This window comes from Streptomyces broussonetiae, from assembly GCF_009796285.1.
Classification (GTDB): domain Bacteria; phylum Actinomycetota; class Actinomycetes; order Streptomycetales; family Streptomycetaceae; genus Streptomyces; species Streptomyces broussonetiae.
Genome location: NZ_CP047020.1, coordinates 5,347,497 through 5,364,244 on the forward strand (window position 1 = coordinate 5,347,497; position 16,748 = coordinate 5,364,244).

A 16,748-nucleotide genomic window follows, 5' to 3' on the forward strand; every position below is an offset into this window, starting at 1 on the left:
GGGAAACTGGGGCCATGACTCCTACGACCCAGACCACGGTCGGGATCGGCGGCGCCGCGGAGAGCACCGACATGGTGCTCAACATCGGGCCCCAGCACCCGTCCACGCACGGCGTGCTGCGGCTCAGGCTCGTGCTGGACGGGGAGCGCATCGTGCGTGCGGAGCCGGTGATCGGCTATATGCACCGCGGCGCCGAGAAGCTCTTCGAGGCGCGCGACTACCGCCAGATCATCGTGCTCGCCAACCGCCACGACTGGCTGTCGGCGTTCTCGAACGAGCTGGGTGTGGTCCTCGCCGTGGAGCGGATGCTCGGCATGGAGGTGCCCGAGCGGGCGGTGTGGACGCGCACGCTGCTCGCCGAGCTGAACCGGGTGCTGAACCACCTGATGTTCCTCGGCTCCTACCCGCTGGAGCTGGGCGGCATCACTCCGGTGTTCTACGCGTTCCGCGAGCGCGAGGTGCTCCAGAACGTGATGGAGGAGGTCTCCGGCGGGCGCATGCACTACATGTTCAACCGTGTCGGCGGCCTCAAGGAGGACCTGCCGGCCGGCTGGGCCACGCGCGCGCGTGCCGCCGTCGCCGCCGTGCGCTCTCGCATGGACGTCTTCGACGACCTGGTGCTCGGCAACGAGATCTTCCGCGGCCGTACGCGCGCGGTGGGGGCGATGACGCCGCAGACCGTGCACGCCTACGGCGTGAGCGGACCCATCGCGCGCGCCTCGGGCGTCGACTTCGACCTGCGCCGCGACGAGCCCTATCTGGCGTACGGAGATCTTCAGGACACGCTGAAGGTCGCCACCCGGCGCGAGGGCGACTGCCTCGCCCGCTTCGAGGTGCTCCTGGAGCAGACCCACAACGCGCTCGACCTCGCCGACGCCTGTCTGGACCGGCTCGCCGAACTGCCGCCGGGACCGATCAACCAGCGGCTGCCGAAGGTGCTGAAGGCGCCCGAGGGGCACACCTACGCGTGGACCGAGAATCCTCTCGGCATCAACGGTTACTACCTGGTCAGCAAGGGCGAGAAGACGCCGTACCGGCTCAAGCTGCGCTCGGCGTCCTACAACAACATCCAGGCGCTGACCGAACTGCTGCCCGGGACGCTGGTGGCGGACATGGTGGCGATCCTCGGGTCGATGTTCTTCGTGGTCGGGGACATCGACAAGTAGCGGCGACAAGTAGCGGCGACGGGTAGCGGCGACGGGTAGCGGCAACGAGGCGTTCGGCAGGAAGTCCGAGGGGCCGGCAGGGAGCCCGCACGCTAAGGGCCCGCATCCAGCGGGTCCGGGATGCCGACCGGCTGGACCAGCCAGCCGAAGTCACCGAGGCCGCCCCGGGCGGTGAGTTCGCCGGCCTCCCCGGCGCTCGCGAGGGCGCGGACATAGGCGGAAGGGTCTGTGGAGGCCAGCGCGAGCGGAGGGCGCGCGCCGGTGATGTCGAGGGCACGCAAGGCAGCGCGTTGCGTGAGCAGGCGTGCAGGGGGCAGCGTGCGCGCCGGGCTGGAGGGCTCCTGCGCCGTCCCATGGGGTGTGCGCGCAGTGTTCGGGGGCGTGCGGGGCGCAGAGGGTACGTCGGAGGGCGTGCGCGTGGTGTCTCGGTTCGCGTGCGCCGCATCCGTGGTCGTGCGGGCCGCGTCGGCGGGCTCGCACGGCGTGCCCCATGGCGCGCCTACCGCGCTGTGGGGCGGGCTCAGGGCGCCCGCTCCTGCCGCTGCCGCTGCCGCGCACGCGTCCAGTGCGACATGCGCCGTGATGTCGCACGACCCGTCCGGCACGGGCTCCGTCCCGCGCCCCTCGCGAAAGCCGGTGAGCGTCCCGAACGGGGGGCGCGTGTCGATGGTGTGCGCGTAGTCCACCGCCACCGCGAGCCCGCGCACCACCCGGCCCACCACGGACGCCCACGCCAGATCCCGGGGCAGCCCGATCTCCGCGCGCAGGCCCTCCTCGGCGGGCAGCGGCCACCAGCGGGTGAGCCAGTCCGCGTCCGGGCCGGTCACGGCCTCCCCGAGCCGCTCGGTGCCGTCCCGCTCGACTAGCACCAGCCGGGGCACGCCCGCGGGGTCGACCTCGGCGACGTCCACGGGCACGTTGTCCAGCCACTCGTTGGCGAACAGCAGCCCGGTGACGGCGGCCGGGGGTGCGTCCAGCCAGGAGATGCGCGCGTCCAGGCCGGCGGGGCGGTCGGCCAGCTCGACGGCGTACCCGCGCGCGCGGGCCGCCACGTCGGTCGGCAGGGCCGCGAGCACCCCGGTGACCAGCTCGCCCCGTCCCGCCCCCATGTCGACGAAGTCGAGCGCCGGGGGCCGGCCGAGCGCCTCGTCCACCCGGCACAGCAGCCGGGCCACGGCCCGAGCGAACAGTGGGGAGGCATGTACGGACGTGCGGAAGTGGCCGACCGGGCCTTCCGGGCGCCGGTAGAAACCGCCGGGCCCGTACAGCGCCTCCTCGGTCGCGGCACGCCAGCCGTGCCGGTCGCGCCGACGGTCCTGGCTGCAGTCGCAGTCGCAGTCGCCGTCGCCGGGGTCCGGTTCCGCTTCCCGCGCCGTCTCATCCGTCACCGCAACAGACTAGGCGCACAGATGATCACTTCCTCCACCTTGCGGAGTATGCGCGCCGAGCCCGGATCGGCCCTCCGGTTGACTCCTGCACGCATCTCGTTTCCCTACTCTGGGTTACGTGCAGCGCCTCTACGACTTTCTCCGCCGCCACCCGACCTGGGTCGACAGCTTCTGGGCTGCCGCCCTGCTCGGGTTGTCCGGCGTGAGTGTGGCAAATCTGCACGGGGCGCCAGGTCGGCAGGGGTCGGTCGCGGCGGCGATGACCGTGTCCGTCGTCCTGTCCGTCGTCGTCGCGCTGCGCCGCCGCTACCCGGAGCCGATGCTGCTGGTCGCGTGCGCGACCGGGCTGGCTCAGCTGGTCCTGGACGTCGGGACGACCCTGGCCGACTTCGCGATGCTGGTGATCACGTACACCGTCGCGGCGGTCGGAGCCCGCTGGGCCTCGCGGCTCGCGCTGGCCGTCAGCTTCGCCGCGGCGGCCCTCGCACAGATCCGCTGGCCGGCCGAGCACTCCGGCTTCGTCGGGCAGATCGCCATCGTGGTCTTCCAGACGGTGCCCTTCGCGCTCGCCTGGGTGCTCGGTGACTCCATGCGTACACGGCGTGCCTACTTCGCCCAGCTGGAGGAGCGCGCGGCCCGCCTGGAGAAGGAGCGTGAGGCGCAGGCGAAGGTCGCGGTCGCAGCCGAGCGCGCCCGCATCGCGCGCGAGCTGCACGACGTCGTCGCACACAACGTGTCGGTGATGGTGGTGCAGGCCGACGGTGCCGCATACGTCCTGGACGCGGCCCCCGACCAGGCCAAGAAGGCCCTGGAGACGATCTCCTCCACCGGCCGGCAGGCCCTCGCCGAGATGCGCCGCCTGCTGGGTGTGCTGCGCACCGGGGAGCACCAGGAGGGCGGGGAGTACGTCCCGCAGCCCGACGTCGGGCAGATCGACGAGCTGGTCGAGCAGTGCCGCAGTTCCGGGCTCCCGGTCGACTTCAAGGTCGAGGGCACCCCGCGCCCGCTGCCGAGCGGCGTGGAGCTGACCGCCTACCGGATCGTGCAGGAGGCGCTGACCAACACCCGTAAGCACGGCGGCCCCAACGCGGGTGCGAGCGTGCGGCTGGTGTACTTCGACGACGGGCTCGGCCTGCTGGTCGAGGACGACGGCAAGGGCGCCCCGCACGAGCTGTACGAGGAGGGCGGCGCCGACGGCCAGGGACACGGGCTGATCGGCATGCGCGAGCGGGTCGGCATGGTCGGCGGCACCCTGGACGCGGGTCCGCGCCCGGGCGGAGGATTCCGCATCAGCGTCCTGCTCCCGCTCAAACCGGCGCATTGACGCACTCGCGCGCCCCTGATTGACACCTGTAAGCCCCTTGCCCCGTTCGTCCCGCCGCCCCGAAGGAAAGAGACCCGATGACGATCCGCGTGATGCTCGTCGACGACCAGGTGCTGCTGCGCACCGGGTTCCGGATGGTGCTCGCAGCCCAGCCGGACATGGAGGTCGTCGCGGAGGCGGGTGACGGAGTCGAGGCCCTGCAAGTGGTGCGCGCCACCCCCGTCGACGTCGTCCTGATGGACGTGCGCATGCCCAAGCTGGACGGGGTGGAGGCCACCCGGCGGATCTGCGCGGAGCCGGACGCGCCCAAGGTGCTGATCCTGACCACGTTCGACCTGGACGAGTACGCCTTCTCCGGGCTGAAGGCAGGCGCCTCCGGGTTCATGCTCAAGGACGTGCCGCCCGGCGAACTGCTGGCCGCGATCCGGTCCGTGCACAGCGGTGACGCCGTCGTGGCACCCTCCACCACCCGGCGGCTGCTGGACCGCTTCGCGCCGATGCTGCCCTCCAGCGGCAAGGAACCGCAGCACAAGGAGCTGGAGCGGCTCACCGACCGGGAGCGGGAGGTCATGGTGCTGGTCGCGCAGGGCCTGTCCAACGGGGAGATCGCCGCCCGGCTGGTGCTGAGCGAGGCCACGGTGAAGACCCATGTGGGCCGCATCCTGACCAAGCTCGGGCTGCGCGACCGGGTGCAGGTGGTGGTGCTGGCGTACGAGACCGGCCTGGTGCGCGCGGGCGGGCACGGCTGACGGCGTCCGTACGGGTGCCGTACCGGCGGCGGTTCAGCGCAGGACGCCCTCGATGAAGTCGCTGCCCAGCCGGGCCACCGCGGACAGGTCCAGCTGGTGCTGGATGTACCGGCCACGGCGGCAGTCGGTGATCAGGCCCGCCTTCTTCAGCACCGCTAGGTGCCGGGATATCTCGGGGGCCGACATGCCGTGTGCGTCGGCCAGTTCGCCCGTGGTGTGCGGGGCGCGCGCGAGATGCCGGCACAGCCGCATCCGCACCGGGTGGGCCAGCGCCTCCATGCGGCGCGTGAGCTGCTCGACCGAGGGGGCCTGCGGGCGGGAGCCGGTCGCCGGGTAGGTGATCGAGGGCTGCCAGCCGAACCGGTGCAGCACCAGGACATGCGGCCAGCCGAGGCTGGTCGGCACCAGGACCAGGGAGCCGTCGCCCGTGGCGGTGCGGCCCACCGAGAGCTTGTCGACCGTGATGAGCGCGGCCTGCTCGTCCAGCGAGATGGCCTCGGAGAGGGACGCGAGGGCTTCGCCGAGGCCCTTGCGGCGCAGCAGCTCGGTCTTGTGCCGGGCGTCGGCGGCGAGCTGGGGCTGGATACGGGCCCAGGTGTCGGCGAAGAAGGCCTCGTCGCAGTCGAGCATCAGTTGCCGGAACCAGGCGCGGACGACCGGCGGGTCCTCCAGCAGCCGGCGCGCGAACTGCTCCTGTACGGCCCCGCGTGCGGCGGCCAGCTCCAGCGCGCGGCGGCGCATCTCCGGGTCGTCCAGCAGGGAGGGTTCCTGGACGTCGTAGCGCAGCTGGCAGGTGAACTCCAGCGCGGCGTTGACGAACTGTTCGTCCGTCAGCTTGTCCAGCAGGTCCAGCTCCTCGGCGAGCGTGGCGCCGGGCGGGGTGCGACGGCCGGGGATGCCCGCGAACGGGGCGAAGACGTCCGAGAACGTCGTACGCCACAGGAAGTCCGCCTCGCACAGGCGGTCGGCCAGCCGGGGGTCCAGCCGGGACGAGACGGCGGTCGCCCAGCCCTGCAGATCGGGATGGTGGCCGGGCTCGCTGAGGGCGTGCAGCGCCATTCCCAGCTCCGCCAGCGGAGAGGGCGCGACGCAGACCCGCTCCAGGGGCAGTCCGGTGATGTCGATGGTCACGCTCATGCCCTCCATCGTGCACCCCGCCACTGACAGTGACCCCGTGGATTGACGGCTGTCGTCAATCCACGGGACATCCGCACCGGTCCCGAGCAGGCTGGGGACACCGGGGCAGCCGCGGAGCCCGAGCGGTCACCGAGCGGTCGGTGACCAGTCCACGTCCCGAGAACGTCCGTGAAGGCGATCCGCCATGAGCATCACTCAGCAGTACCTCCTCGACAGCCACCGCGCGCGGGTGCTCGGCGAGCCCGAGCCGCCCGCGCCCGGGCGCCACGACCTCCGGGTGGCGCGCGAACTGCGCGACTACCGGCGCTTCGGCGCGGTCATCGCCGAGCGCCCGGCGCGGGGACGCGTGCGCTACGCCCTGCGCCGGTGGCTGCGCCCGCGCGCGCTGTGATCACCGTGCGGGCAGGCGGGCGACGAAGTCGGCCACGGCCGCCCGTACGTCGTCCGCCGTCCACTCCAGGCCCGCCGCGCCGACCGTGACCTCCGTGTACGCGAGGTCCGGTCCACCGCGGTCCCAGGCCCGTGAGAACAGCAGGACCGAGGTCTCCTCCGCCTGCCGCACCGCCGCTTCGGCCACCACGTCGGGGTCGTACGGCAGCCAGACCTGGAACTCGTGGGTGTGCGGCTGCGCGGGGTGCACGCGGGCCCACGCCACCCCGGCCTCGGCGAACCCCTCCCGCAGCGCGGCGGCCACCACGCGCGCGTGTCGCACGTAGTCGGGCAGCCGGGGCAGCTCCGTCTCGAGCCCCGCGAGCGCCGCAAGGACGGTCGGGAACTGCTGGAAGACCATTCCGCCGTACCGGTGCCGCCAGGTCTTCGCCTCTTCGACGAGCGTCTTGGGGCCCGCCAGCGCGGCGCCGCCGAAACCGCCCAGGGACTTGTAGAACGACACGTAGACGGTGTCGGCGAGTGCAGCGATCTCGTCCAGGGGGCGGCCGAAGTGCGCGGTGCACTCCCACAGGCGCGCGCCGTCGAAGTGCACCACCGCGTCGCGCTCCCGCGCGGCCTCGACGACTTCGGTCAGCTCCTCCCAGGTGGGCAGCACGTAACCGGCGTCCCTGAGGGGCAGTTCCAGCATCAGCGCGCCGAAAGGCTCTTCGAAGTCGCGTATCTCGGCGGCCGTGGGCAGCCGGGGTTCGTTGGTCACGCGCACCGGGCGCAACGCGCTGACCTGGCTGAACGCGTTCCGTTCGTGCACTTCGGGGTGGGCGAGGCCATGCAGCGCGACCGTGGGGTCGCCGGTGCGGGCGGCCCAGCAGCGCAGGGCCACCTGCTGGGCCATCGTGCCGGTCGGGAAGAAGGCGGCGGCCTCCGTGCCGAGCAGGCCGGCGACCCGCTCCTCCAGGGTGGCCACGATCCGGTCGCCGTACATGTCGGCCCGTTCGTCGAGGTCGTAGACCTCGGGTGCCGTCCGCGTCAGCCAGTCCAGGCGTTCCCGGATCGTGCCCTCGTGATCGGTGCGCCGCAGCACGAGCCGTGCCTGTCTGGAGGCGGCCACCCGCCGTTCGTACCGCGCCCGCCTCTGGTCCTGCTCAGCCGTATCGCTCATGCCGGGGATCATGCCGCGCCCGGGCCGCGCCCGGTACCGGGAATTCCTCACCGCGAGGCCGTTGCGACGGCGTGGTGAAACCCACAGCCTGTGGACAACCGGCCGCCCCCGAACCCGATAGCGTTAACATGACGAGAAATCGTTCGGTACATCGTCCGGTACCCAGAGCGGACTGGAACGGGAAGGCCGCCGTCGCGTGAGTACAGTCCACCAGCCAGATCTCAAGGACCGCCCCGCGCGGCTCACCGTCGGTGTCGTCGGCGCCGGCCGCGTGGGCCCGGCGCTGGCCGCGTCCCTCCAGCTCGCCGGACACCGTCCGGTGGCCGTCTCCGGTGTCTCGGAAGCCTCCCGCAGGCGCGCCGAGACCCTGCTCCCCGACGTGCCCGTGGTGCCGCCCGCCGAGGTCCTCGAGCGTGCCGACCTGGTGCTGCTCACCGTCCCCGACGACGCCCTGCCCGGGCTGGTCGCCGGCCTCGCCGAGACCGGCGCCGTACGGCCGGGACAGCTGCTCGTGCACACCTCCGGGCGGTACGGCGTGGGCGTCCTCGACCCCGCCCTGCGCGCGGGCGCGCTGCCGTTGGCCCTGCACCCGGCGATGACGTTCACCGGCACCCCGGTGGACGTCCAGCGCCTGGCCGGCTGCTCCTTCGGCGTCACCGCGCCCGAGGAGCTGCGGCTGGCCGCCGAGGCCCTGGTCATCGAGATGGGCGGCGAACCGGAGTGGATCAGCGAGCAGAACCGCCCGCTGTACCACGCGGCCCTCGCGCTGGGCGCCAACCACCTGGTGACCCTGGTGGCCCAGTCCATGGAGCTGCTGCGCACGGCCGGTGTGGCGGCGCCCGACCGGATGCTCGGCCCGCTGCTCGGTGCCGCCCTGGACAACGCGCTGCGCTCCGGCGACATGGCGCTCACCGGGCCTGTCGCGCGCGGGGACGCCGGGACCGTCGCCGCGCACGTCACCGTGTTGCGCAGGCACGCCCCGCAGACCGTTGCGGGCTACCTCGCGATGGCCCGTGCCACCGCCGACCGGGCCCTGGCCCACGGCCTGCTGAAGCCGGAACTCGCCGAGGACCTGCTCGGCGTGCTGGCCGACGGTTCCACCGGCATCACCGGCACCAACGGCACCGAGGGGAACGCCTGATGACCACCGCCCTGCTGAGCACCGCCGAAGAGCTGCACGCGCGCGTGCGCGCCGGCCGCCGCGCCGTCGTGATGACCATGGGCGCCCTGCACGAGGGCCACGCCACCCTGATCCGCGCCGCGCGGGAGCTGGCCGGGCCGGACGGCGAGGTGGTCGTCACCGTCTTCGTCAACCCGTTGCAGTTCGGCGCGGGCGAGGACCTCGACCGCTACCCGCGCACCCTCGAGGCCGACCTGAAGCTCGCCGAGCAGTCCGGCGCGGACGCCGTCTTCGCGCCCTCCGTGGACGAGGTCTACCCGGGCGGCGAACCCCAGGTGCGCATCACCGCCGGCCCCATGGGCGAACGCCTGGAGGGCGCCTCGCGGCCCGGCCACTTCGACGGCATGCTCACCGTCGTCGCCAAGCTGCTGCACCTGACCCGCCCCGACGCCGCCCTGTTCGGGCAGAAGGACGCCCAGCAGCTGGCCCTGATCCGGCGCATGGTGCGGGACCTGAACTTCGGCGTCGAGATCGTCGCCGTACCGACGGTGCGCGAGGCGGACGGGCTCGCCCTGTCCAGCCGCAACCGCTACCTCTCGCCCGAGGAGCGCGGCACCGCGCTCGCGCTGTCCCGGGCGCTGTTCGCGGGCCGCGACCGGCACGCCGCGCAGGAGGCGCTGCGCGCGCGGGCCCGCGAAGTGCCCTCCACGCACGCGCGTGCCGAGGCGCTGAGCGCCATAGGGGAGTCCCGCGCGGCGGCCGACGCGCACGCCGTCGCCACCGCCGCGCCCGGCGGTCCGGCCACGGTCCGCGCGGCGGCCCGCCAGATCCTGGACGAGGCCGCCCGCTTCGTCCCGCCGCTCCGGCTGGACTACCTCGCCCTGGTCGACCCCGCCGACTTCACCGAGATCGGTGACGACTTCACCGGCGAGGCCGTCCTCGCCGTCGCCGCCCGGGTCGGCGCGACCCGGCTGATCGACAACCTGCCCCTCACCTTCGGAACCCTCGGAGCCGCCTCGTGACCAGCACAGGCATACGACTGCATGCGCCCGCCCCCGGGTGGAGCATCTCCGCGGACGTGGTCGTCGTCGGCTCCGGCGTGGCCGGCCTGACCGCGGCCCTGCGCTGCGAGGCGGCCGGTCTCACCACGGTCGTCGTCACCAAGGCCCGCCTGGACGACGGCTCCACGCGCTGGGCGCAGGGCGGGATCGCCGCCGCCCTCGGCGAGGGCGACACCCCCGAGCAGCACCTCGACGACACCCTGGTGGCCGGCGCGGGCCTGTGCGACGAGGAGGCCGTACGGATCCTCGTCACCGAGGGCCCCGACGCCGTACGGCGGCTGATCTCCACCGGCGCGCACTTCGACACCGACGACGAGGGCGACATCCACCTCACCCGCGAGGGCGGCCACCACAGGCGCCGGATCGCGCACGCGGGCGGCGACGCCACCGGCGCGGAGGTCTCCCGGGCGCTCGTGGAGGCCGTGCACGCGCGTGGGGTGCGCACGATCGAGAACGCGCTCGTACTGGACCTGCTGACCGACACCGAGGGCCGTACGGCCGGTGTCACGCTGCACGTGATGGGCGAGGGCCAGCACGACGGCGTGGGCGCCGTGCACGCCCCCGCGGTGGTCCTCGCGACCGGCGGCATGGGCCAGGTGTTCTCCGCGACCACCAACCCGTCCGTGTCGACCGGCGACGGCGTGGCGCTGGCGCTGCGCGCCGGTGCGGAGGTCTCCGACCTGGAGTTCGTGCAGTTCCACCCGACCGTGCTGTTCCTCGGCCCGGATGCGGAGGGGCAGCAGCCGCTCGTCTCCGAGGCGGTGCGCGGCGAGGGTGCCCACCTGGTCGACGCCGACGGCGTGCGCTTCATGGTGGGCCAGCACGAACTGGCCGAGCTGGCGCCCCGGGACATCGTCGCCAAGGGCATCCTGCGCCGGATGCTGGAGCAGGGCGCCGAGCACATGTACCTCGACGCCCGGCACTTCGGCGCCGAGATGTGGGAGCACCGTTTCCCGACCATCCTGGCCGCCTGCCGCGCCAACGGGATCGATCCGCTCACCGAGCCCATCCCGATCGCCCCGGCCGCCCACTACGCCTCCGGAGGCGTGCGCACCGACGCGCAGGGGCGGACGACCGTGCCCGGCCTGTACGCGTGCGGTGAGGTCGCCTGCACCGGCGTGCACGGCGCGAACCGGCTCGCCTCCAACTCCCTGCTCGAAGGCCTCGTGTACGCCGAGCGGATCGCCGCCGACATCACCGCCGTCCACGCGGCGAACGGCCTCCACGCGCGCGTGCCCGCACCGGTCCCGCACCCGGACAAGCCCGCGCACCCGCTGCTCGCCCCCGAGACCCGCTTCGGCATCCAGCGGATCATGACCGAGGGCGCCGGTGTGCTGCGCTCCGAGGAGTCCCTCGCGCGGGCCGCCGCTCAGCTCCAGCAGCTGCACACGGACGCCCGCGGTGCTCTCGAGGAGAACGGCAAGACCGCCGAGCCAGGTGTCGACACCTGGGAGGCCACCAACCTGCTGTGCGTCGCCCGCGTCCTGGTCGCCGCCGCCCGGCTGCGCGAGGAGACCCGCGGCTGCCACTGGCGCGAGGACCGTGCCGAGCGCGACGACAACGCGTGGCGGCGGCACATCGTCGTACGGCTGAGCCCGGACCGGACGCTGGCCGTACGCACCACCGACACCGCAGACTTCCCCCCGACCCGGTAACACCAGCGAACCCAGCGCTTCAGGAGCAGTGACAGACGTGAGCACCGACGACCTTCCCCTCGCCTCCGCCGGCGGCTGCGGCGACGACTGCGCCTGCGGCGCCGAGGGCGACCAGGAATACCTGGAGTGCGGGCTCGACCCCGCGCTCGCCGAGCTGCTGGCCGCCGCCGGACTCGACCCGATCGAGGTCGAGGACGTCGCCAACGTCGCCATCCAGGAGGACCTGGACGGCGGGGTGGACGTGACGACCGTCTCGACCATCGCCGAGGACGCCACCGCCACCGGCGACTTCACCGCGCGCGAGGCGGGCGTCGTGGCGGGCCTCAGGGTCGCCGAGGCCGTCCTGTCCGTGGTCTGCACCGACGAGTTCGAGGTCGAGCGGCACGTCGAGGACGGCGACCGGATCGAGGCCGGGCAGAAGCTGCTGTCGGTCACCACGCGAACGCGTGACCTGCTCACCGCCGAGCGCAGCGCGCTGAACATCCTGTGCCGCCTGTCGGGCATCGCGACCGCCACGCGCGCGTGGGTGGACGCCCTGGAGGGCACCAGGACCAAGGTCCGTGACACCCGGAAGACGACGCCCGGCCTGCGTTCGCTGGAGAAGTTCGCCGTCCGCTGCGGCGGGGGCGTCAACCACCGCATGTCGCTGTCGGACGCGGCCCTCGTGAAGGACAACCACGTGGTCGCCGCCGGTGGTGTCGCGCAGGCCTTCAAGGCCGTACGGGAGGCCTTCCCGGAGGTGCCGATCGAGGTCGAGGTCGACACGCTGCACCAGCTGCGCGAGGTCGTCGAGGCGGGCGCCGACCTGATCCTGCTGGACAACTTCACGCCCGGCGAGTGCGCGGAGGCCGTCGGCATCGTCGGCGGCCGGGCCCTGCTGGAGGCCTCCGGCCGGCTGACGCTCGGCAACGCGCGCGCGTACGCCGACACCGGGGTGGACTTCCTTGCGGTCGGCGCCCTCACCCACTCCTCGCCGATCCTCGACATCGGCCTGGACCTGCGCGAGGCGGAGTAACGGCCATGCTGCTCACGATCGACGTCGGCAACACGCACACCGTCCTCGGCCTGTTCGACGGCGAGGACATCGTCGAACACTGGCGCATCTCCACGGACGCGCGCCGCACGGCGGACGAGCTGGCCGTGCTGCTCCAGGGCCTGATGGGCATGCACCCGCTGCTCGGCGACGAGCTGGGCGACGGCATCGACGGCATCGCGATCTGCGCGACCGTCCCCTCGGTACTGCACGAACTGCGCGAGGTCACCCGCAGGTACTACGGCGACGTGCCCGCGGTGCTGGTCGAACCGGGCGTGAAGACGGGCGTGCCGATCCTCACCGACAACCCCAAGGAGGTCGGCGCCGACCGGATCATCAACGCGGTCGCGGCCGTGGAGCTGTACGGCGGCCCGGCGATCGTCGTCGACTTCGGTACCGCGACGACGTTCGACGCGGTCTCCGCGCGCGGGGAGTACGTCGGCGGTGTCATCGCCCCCGGCATCGAGATCTCCGTGGAGGCGCTCGGCGTCAAGGGCGCGCAGCTGCGCAAGATCGAGGTGGCCCGGCCGCGCAGCGTGATCGGCAAGAACACCGTCGAAGCCATGCAGGCGGGCATCGTGTACGGCTTCGCCGGGCAGGTCGACGGGGTGGTCGAGCGGATGGCCCGGGAACTGGCCGACGACCCGGACGACGTGACCGTGATCGCCACGGGCGGGCTCGCGCCGATGGTGCTGGGGGAGTCCTCGGCGATCGACGAGCACCAGCCGTGGCTGACGTTGATCGGACTGCGCCTGGTGTACGAACGGAATGTGTCGCGTCTGTGAGCTGACCGACCGGCCGACCGGCCGACCGGTGCCCTGCCGGTACGCCGGTTTTCCCGGACCGCTTTTCCCGCTGCGCCGTTCCGGCTTAACGCGTGCGTGCCCGTGGCCCCGGTCGAGGGAAACCGGGAGCGACACGCGGCGACACATCATTCCGTTCCGTCACTTTTGTCCGATTAGCGGTAGCGTCGCCGCATGCCCACGCCATATGGATCCCGCGGCGGCATGGCGTTCGGCGTGGAGGAGCTGCGTGTGCTCCGCCGCGCCCTCGCCCTCGCCCTTCACTCCGGTCCCGCCTCCGCCGGAGACGTCCAGGACTGTTTCCGGCTCGCCGAGTCGCTCGACGAGGCGATGTGCGAGGGGGCGAGACTGCGCGCGTTCCTGGTGGCCGACCTCGGTCGGTACCGGGCCGCTCTCCCCGGTACGGCCGCCGGCTATCTCACTCTCCTGGAGGAGGCGCTGGCCACCGGGCACCGGCCGACGGCGGACGACCTCGCCGCGCTGCGGGCACTGCGCGGCAACCCCGTGGCGGCCGCGCTGCTGGACCGCTGCCAGGCGCTGGCCGAGCGGGACGTACGGGCCCGGTTCGCGCAGGGCGGCAGGGCTGTGCCGGCGCCCGCCGTACCGCCCTCGCGCACGCGCCTGCTGGCCCTTCCCGGCGGCGCGGGCGAGTCCGGGGCCCAGGAGGCCGAGGAGCCGTCGAAACCGGCGGAGAAGCCCGCACAGAAGCCCGGACCGGCCCCCGCGGAGCGCCCCGCGCCCGAACCGGCGGCACCCAAGCGGCCCATTCCGACGCCGGGCGAGGTCTTCCCGCGCCGCAAACCGACGCCTCCGGCCGACACCGCCGAGTCCCGCCAGCTGGCCGCGGGCTGACCCCGGCAGCCACCGCTCGGCCCCGGCCCGCGCCACCCGTACCGAACCCGGCGGCCCCCGCTCTCGGACACCGATGGCGCGGGCTGTGTCTGTGCAGGTGAGGAGGCCGAACGGGTGGTTCGCGCACCCCGCCCCTTTCGCCCGTTCCCGCGTGGCTACCCTGGATCCATGGACTACGTCTCCGCGCTCGTGCCTCCGGCCGTGATGGCCGTGTTCTTCATCGGTGTGGTCAGGGTGATCGTGAAGACCCAGGGCGGGGCCGCCAAGGCCAAGGAGGACGCGGCCGTCGACGCCGCCCTCGCGCGCGCGGAGGGTGCGCGGCAGGCCTCCGCCGGCGGCGACGCCTGATCCGACGCCCGCCCGGGCGCCCCCGTGGCCGGCCCGGCCTTCGACTTCCCTCGGCGTACGACTCCCGCATCCCGGTGCGACTTCGAGTCGTGCGCCCTTTTTGTTCCCATTCGTAGAGTTGGTGCACGTCCGGCACGCCATTGCCGGGATCTCCCACTATTGTTCTGAGCTGTGCCTCGCCCATTGGGAGAACTCGAAGACGCGGTCATGACGCGGGTGTGGAAGTGGAACCGCCCGGTGACCGTTCGAGAAGTCCTTGAAGACCTCCAGCAGGAACGCTCGATCGCGTACACCACCGTGATGACCGTTTTGGACAATCTCCATCAGAAGGGCTGGGTGCGCCGTGAGGCGGAAGGGCGGGCCTATCGATATGAGGCCGTCTCGACGCGCGCCGCGTACGCCGCCGCCCTGATGAACGACGCGTGGTCGCAGAGTGACAACCCGGCTGCCGCTCTCGTCGCCTTCTTCGGGATGATGAGCGACGAACAGCGCCAGGCCCTGAGGGATGCCGTACGCATCGTCCAGGGGCCGGAAACCCGGGAAGCCCCCGAAGCCCGCGAACCCCGGCAACAGGAACCCGCGCAACAGGAAGCCGCCGAACCCCGGCAAGAGGAGAACCCCGGCTCGGCAGAGGGTGCGCTCGGGCGATAGCGTCCGCTCATGTCAGCAGAGCACCTCGAAGTCTCCGCAAAAGCCATCACCGTCCGGCGGGCTCGGACCAGCGACGTCCCGGCCGTACGACACCTCCTCGACGCCTACGTGCGTGACCGCATCCTGCTCGACAAAGCCACGGTCATGCTTTACGAGGACATCCAGGAGTTCTGGGTCGCGGAACGCGACGACAACGCCGAGGTGGTCGGCTGCGGTGCGCTGCATGTCATGTGGGAGGACCTTGCGGAAGTCCGCACTCTGGCGGTGAAGCCCGGCCTCAAGGGCGCCGGTGTCGGCCATCAGTTGCTGGAGAAGTTGCTCGAGACGGCACGCTGGCTCGGGGTACGCCGCGTTTTCTGCCTGACCTTCGAAGTCGACTTCTTCGCGAAGCACGGCTTCGTGGAGATCGGGGAGACGCCCGTCGACACCGATGTCTACGCGGAGCTGTTGCGTTCCTATGACGAGGGTGTCGCGGAGTTCCTCGGTCTCGAACGAGTGAAACCGAACACCTTGGGCAACAGCCGGATGCTTCTGCATCTGTGATCGTCATTGCCCCGGTGCCCTATGTCCGAAACGCGTATGTTTCCGGACGGAGTCGGTCCACCGGTCCTCTCCCAGGGGTTTGAGTTTTTCCGGCAAAAGCGGTTTGCTTTCCGACGTACTGCAGTACTGCATATAACAGGGGCGGCGAAACGGCGGGACGCCGCACACCCCTGGTCCTCAACGTTATCGATGAAAGGAAATCCGGTGGCACAGAAGGTTCAGGTCCTTCTTGTCGACGACCTCGACGGCGGCGAGGCGGACGAGACCGTGACGTTCGCGCTGGACGGCAAGACGTACGAGATCGATCTCACGACCGCCAATGCGGACAAGCTGCGTGGACTTCTCGACGCCTATGTGAAGGGCGGTCGTCGTACCGGAGGCCGTGCCTCTGGGGGGCGTGGAAAGGCGCGTGCCGCTTCCGGTGGCAACCAGGACACCGCGGCGATCCGCGCCTGGGCCAAGGAGAACGGTTACGAGGTCAACGACCGCGGCCGTGTTCCCGCGTCCATTCGCGAGGCTTACGAGAAGGCCAACGGCTGATCTCGCCGTATGGCGGGAGACGACTCGGTGCGCGCGCACGCGTGCCGCAGCCGGATCCGGTGACACCACGCTGCCACCGTGTCCACCAGTCGCACGAGATCGTGGGCGCTCCCCTCGTGTCCCACGGCCGACAGCGCGGGCAACGAGGCTTCGACCTCGCGGCCCGGCCCGGGGGGCCGCAGCCACACGGCGGCCCCCCGTACGGAACCGGCCGCCCCCCACAAGGGCGGCACCGGTGCTTCCAGTGACTCGCCCGTGCCCAGGACCCGAAGGTCGAGGGCGACGGCGCTCCACTCCAGCCAGTCCAGCAGCCCCGGCAGCTCCTCCGCGCTGCCCGCGGCCACCAGCAGTTCCATCCGGTCGCCCCGCAGGGCCACCGGAGAGCCCGGTGCGAGATGCCGGAGCGCTCCCGCGCCCGCCTCGGCCGGCACGTCCAGGACGTCGAACCGCACTCCGGTGAGCAGCCGCAGCGGCCGTCCGGGCACGGTCGTCCATCCCAGATCGTTCTCGTACCAGTGGCGGGCCCGCGCCTCCGGGCCGGCCGGCGGAGCGCAGGGCTGCGGCCCCGGACCGAGGGGCCGGCGCGGAAGGGGGACGGTGTGGACCGTGGAGTCGTCGGTCGCGGGGCCCGAGGGTGCCGTGAGTCTCCCGGGCTCCCTGGGATGCGTGGGATTCGCGTCAGTCATGTGGTGCGCGAGGGCCGAGCCAGCCATGCCAAGTGCAACCGCCGAAGCAGGCGCGAAGTTACGCTGGGTGTCCTCCCGAACGCGCAGAGTCCCGGAAATGGGGGCGCGTGGGGGTACGGGGAGGCGCGAGGTTGTTCGCCCAT

General features: G+C 72.3%; 18 protein-coding genes. 14 read left to right on the top strand and 4 right to left on the bottom strand.

All coding sequences use genetic code 11. The annotated features are described in order from the left end of the window. The first annotated feature begins 14 nt into the window (after nt 1–14). Nucleotides 15–1,166, top strand: a complete 1,152-nt coding sequence (locus GQF42_RS24780) for an NADH-quinone oxidoreductase subunit D (protein ID WP_158923373.1) — start codon at nt 15–17, stop codon at nt 1,164–1,166. A 92-nt stretch (nt 1,167–1,258) separates the two neighbouring features. Here GQF42_RS24780 and GQF42_RS24785 read toward each other — a convergent pair whose 3' ends face one another. After that, on the bottom strand, nt 1,259–2,434 hold the full coding sequence (locus tag GQF42_RS24785; RefSeq protein ID WP_158930541.1) for an SAM-dependent methyltransferase: 1,176 nt from the start codon (nt 2,432–2,434) through the stop codon (nt 1,259–1,261). Nucleotides 2,435–2,672: 238 nt separating this feature from the next. Here GQF42_RS24785 and GQF42_RS24790 point away from each other — a divergent pair, with 238 nt between their 5' ends. Together GQF42_RS24790 and GQF42_RS24795 are read left to right on the top strand one after the other, a co-directional pair. Further along, on the top strand, nt 2,673–3,878 hold the full coding sequence (locus GQF42_RS24790; protein WP_158923375.1) for a sensor histidine kinase: 1,206 nt from the start codon (nt 2,673–2,675) through the stop codon (nt 3,876–3,878). Between the two features lie 77 nt (nt 3,879–3,955). Continuing rightward, complete coding sequence (locus GQF42_RS24795; protein WP_158923377.1) at nt 3,956–4,627, top strand: response regulator transcription factor; 672 nt, start codon at nt 3,956–3,958, stop codon at nt 4,625–4,627. Between the two features lie 33 nt (nt 4,628–4,660). Here the strand turns inward: GQF42_RS24795 and GQF42_RS24800 are convergent, their stop codons facing one another. Then, nucleotides 4,661–5,764: a DUF5937 family protein gene (locus GQF42_RS24800; protein ID WP_158923379.1), complete on the bottom strand. Its 1,104-nt coding sequence runs from the start codon at nt 5,762–5,764 to the stop codon at nt 4,661–4,663. A 184-nt stretch (nt 5,765–5,948) separates the two neighbouring features. Between GQF42_RS24800 and GQF42_RS24805 the strand changes: the two genes are divergently transcribed. Further along, nucleotides 5,949–6,155 carry a hypothetical protein gene (locus GQF42_RS24805; RefSeq protein WP_158923381.1) on the top strand — a complete coding sequence of 69 codons (207 nt, stop codon included), beginning with the start codon at nt 5,949–5,951 and terminating at the stop codon, nt 6,153–6,155. Here the strand turns inward: GQF42_RS24805 and GQF42_RS24810 are convergent, their stop codons facing one another. Beyond that, complete coding sequence (locus GQF42_RS24810) at nt 6,156–7,313, bottom strand: threonine aldolase family protein (RefSeq protein ID WP_199272783.1); 1,158 nt, start codon at nt 7,311–7,313, stop codon at nt 6,156–6,158. Between the two features lie 196 nt (nt 7,314–7,509). Between GQF42_RS24810 and GQF42_RS24815 the strand changes: the two genes are divergently transcribed. The 10 genes from GQF42_RS24815 to GQF42_RS24860 all read left to right on the top strand — a co-directional run bounded on the left by GQF42_RS24815 (nt 7,510) and on the right by GQF42_RS24860 (nt 15,919). Beyond that, complete coding sequence (locus GQF42_RS24815) at nt 7,510–8,454, top strand: Rossmann-like and DUF2520 domain-containing protein (RefSeq protein ID WP_158923383.1); 945 nt, start codon at nt 7,510–7,512, stop codon at nt 8,452–8,454. Further along, nucleotides 8,454–9,455, top strand: coding sequence for a pantoate--beta-alanine ligase (panC, locus tag GQF42_RS24820; RefSeq protein ID WP_158923385.1), 1,002 nt, complete (start codon nt 8,454–8,456; stop codon nt 9,453–9,455). Before GQF42_RS24815 ends, panC begins: the two co-directional genes overlap by 1 nt. Further along, nucleotides 9,452–11,149: an L-aspartate oxidase gene (locus tag GQF42_RS24825; protein ID WP_158923387.1), complete on the top strand. Its 1,698-nt coding sequence runs from the start codon at nt 9,452–9,454 to the stop codon at nt 11,147–11,149. The genes panC and GQF42_RS24825 overlap by 4 nt, the downstream gene beginning before the upstream one ends. 37 nt (nt 11,150–11,186) lie before the next feature. Next, nucleotides 11,187–12,164, top strand: a complete 978-nt coding sequence (gene nadC / locus GQF42_RS24830; protein WP_158923389.1) for a carboxylating nicotinate-nucleotide diphosphorylase — start codon at nt 11,187–11,189, stop codon at nt 12,162–12,164. 5 nt (nt 12,165–12,169) lie between these two features. Then, on the top strand, nt 12,170–12,967 hold the full coding sequence (locus tag GQF42_RS24835) for a type III pantothenate kinase (RefSeq protein WP_067046540.1): 798 nt from the start codon (nt 12,170–12,172) through the stop codon (nt 12,965–12,967). Between the two features lie 222 nt (nt 12,968–13,189). Beyond that, the gene (locus GQF42_RS24840; protein WP_158930545.1) at nt 13,190–13,837 is read left to right on the top strand and encodes a hypothetical protein; all 648 of its coding nucleotides are present in this window, start codon (nt 13,190–13,192) and stop codon (nt 13,835–13,837) included. A 168-nt stretch (nt 13,838–14,005) separates the two neighbouring features. Further along, a complete protein-coding gene (locus tag GQF42_RS24845; RefSeq protein WP_158923391.1) occupies nt 14,006–14,185 on the top strand; it encodes a hypothetical protein in 180 nt (59 codons plus the stop codon). Between the two features lie 207 nt (nt 14,186–14,392). Beyond that, nucleotides 14,393–14,836, top strand: coding sequence for a BlaI/MecI/CopY family transcriptional regulator (locus tag GQF42_RS24850; protein WP_233273453.1), 444 nt, complete (start codon nt 14,393–14,395; stop codon nt 14,834–14,836). Between the two features lie 9 nt (nt 14,837–14,845). Next, nucleotides 14,846–15,379 (top strand): amino-acid N-acetyltransferase, encoded by a 534-nt coding sequence (locus GQF42_RS24855; protein WP_158923395.1) that lies wholly within the window; start codon nt 14,846–14,848, stop codon nt 15,377–15,379. 204 nt (nt 15,380–15,583) lie between these two features. Next, nucleotides 15,584–15,919 (top strand): histone-like nucleoid-structuring protein Lsr2, encoded by a 336-nt coding sequence (locus GQF42_RS24860; protein WP_158923397.1) that lies wholly within the window; start codon nt 15,584–15,586, stop codon nt 15,917–15,919. Here the strand turns inward: GQF42_RS24860 and GQF42_RS24865 are convergent. Continuing rightward, nucleotides 15,898–16,605, bottom strand: coding sequence for an SCO3374 family protein (locus GQF42_RS24865; RefSeq protein WP_233273454.1), 708 nt, complete (start codon nt 16,603–16,605; stop codon nt 15,898–15,900). The genes GQF42_RS24860 and GQF42_RS24865 overlap by 22 nt on opposite strands. Nucleotides 16,606–16,748: the final 143 nt, after the last annotated feature.

What these genes read in the sequence shown, in the direction of transcription:
- GQF42_RS24780 (WP_158923373.1), top strand. Translation starts at nt 15, where the DNA reads ATGACTCCTACGACCCAGACCACGGTCGGGATCGGCGGCGCCGCGGAG.
- GQF42_RS24795 (WP_158923377.1), top strand. Translation starts at nt 3,956, where the DNA reads ATGACGATCCGCGTGATGCTCGTCGACGACCAGGTGCTGCTGCGCACC.
- GQF42_RS24800 (WP_158923379.1), bottom strand. Translation starts at nt 5,764, where the DNA reads ATGAGCGTGACCATCGACATCACCGGACTGCCCCTGGAGCGGGTCTGC.
- GQF42_RS24805 (WP_158923381.1), top strand. Translation starts at nt 5,949, where the DNA reads ATGAGCATCACTCAGCAGTACCTCCTCGACAGCCACCGCGCGCGGGTG.
- GQF42_RS24810 (WP_199272783.1), bottom strand. Translation starts at nt 7,313, where the DNA reads ATGAGCGATACGGCTGAGCAGGACCAGAGGCGGGCGCGGTACGAACGG.
- panC (WP_158923385.1), top strand. Translation starts at nt 8,454, where the DNA reads ATGACCACCGCCCTGCTGAGCACCGCCGAAGAGCTGCACGCGCGCGTG.
- GQF42_RS24835 (WP_067046540.1), top strand. Translation starts at nt 12,170, where the DNA reads ATGCTGCTCACGATCGACGTCGGCAACACGCACACCGTCCTCGGCCTG.
- GQF42_RS24840 (WP_158930545.1), top strand. Translation starts at nt 13,190, where the DNA reads ATGGCGTTCGGCGTGGAGGAGCTGCGTGTGCTCCGCCGCGCCCTCGCC.
- GQF42_RS24845 (WP_158923391.1), top strand. Translation starts at nt 14,006, where the DNA reads ATGGACTACGTCTCCGCGCTCGTGCCTCCGGCCGTGATGGCCGTGTTC.
- GQF42_RS24850 (WP_233273453.1), top strand. Translation starts at nt 14,393, where the DNA reads ATGACGCGGGTGTGGAAGTGGAACCGCCCGGTGACCGTTCGAGAAGTC.
- GQF42_RS24855 (WP_158923395.1), top strand. Translation starts at nt 14,846, where the DNA reads ATGTCAGCAGAGCACCTCGAAGTCTCCGCAAAAGCCATCACCGTCCGG.
- GQF42_RS24865 (WP_233273454.1), bottom strand. Translation starts at nt 16,605, where the DNA reads ATGACTGACGCGAATCCCACGCATCCCAGGGAGCCCGGGAGACTCACG.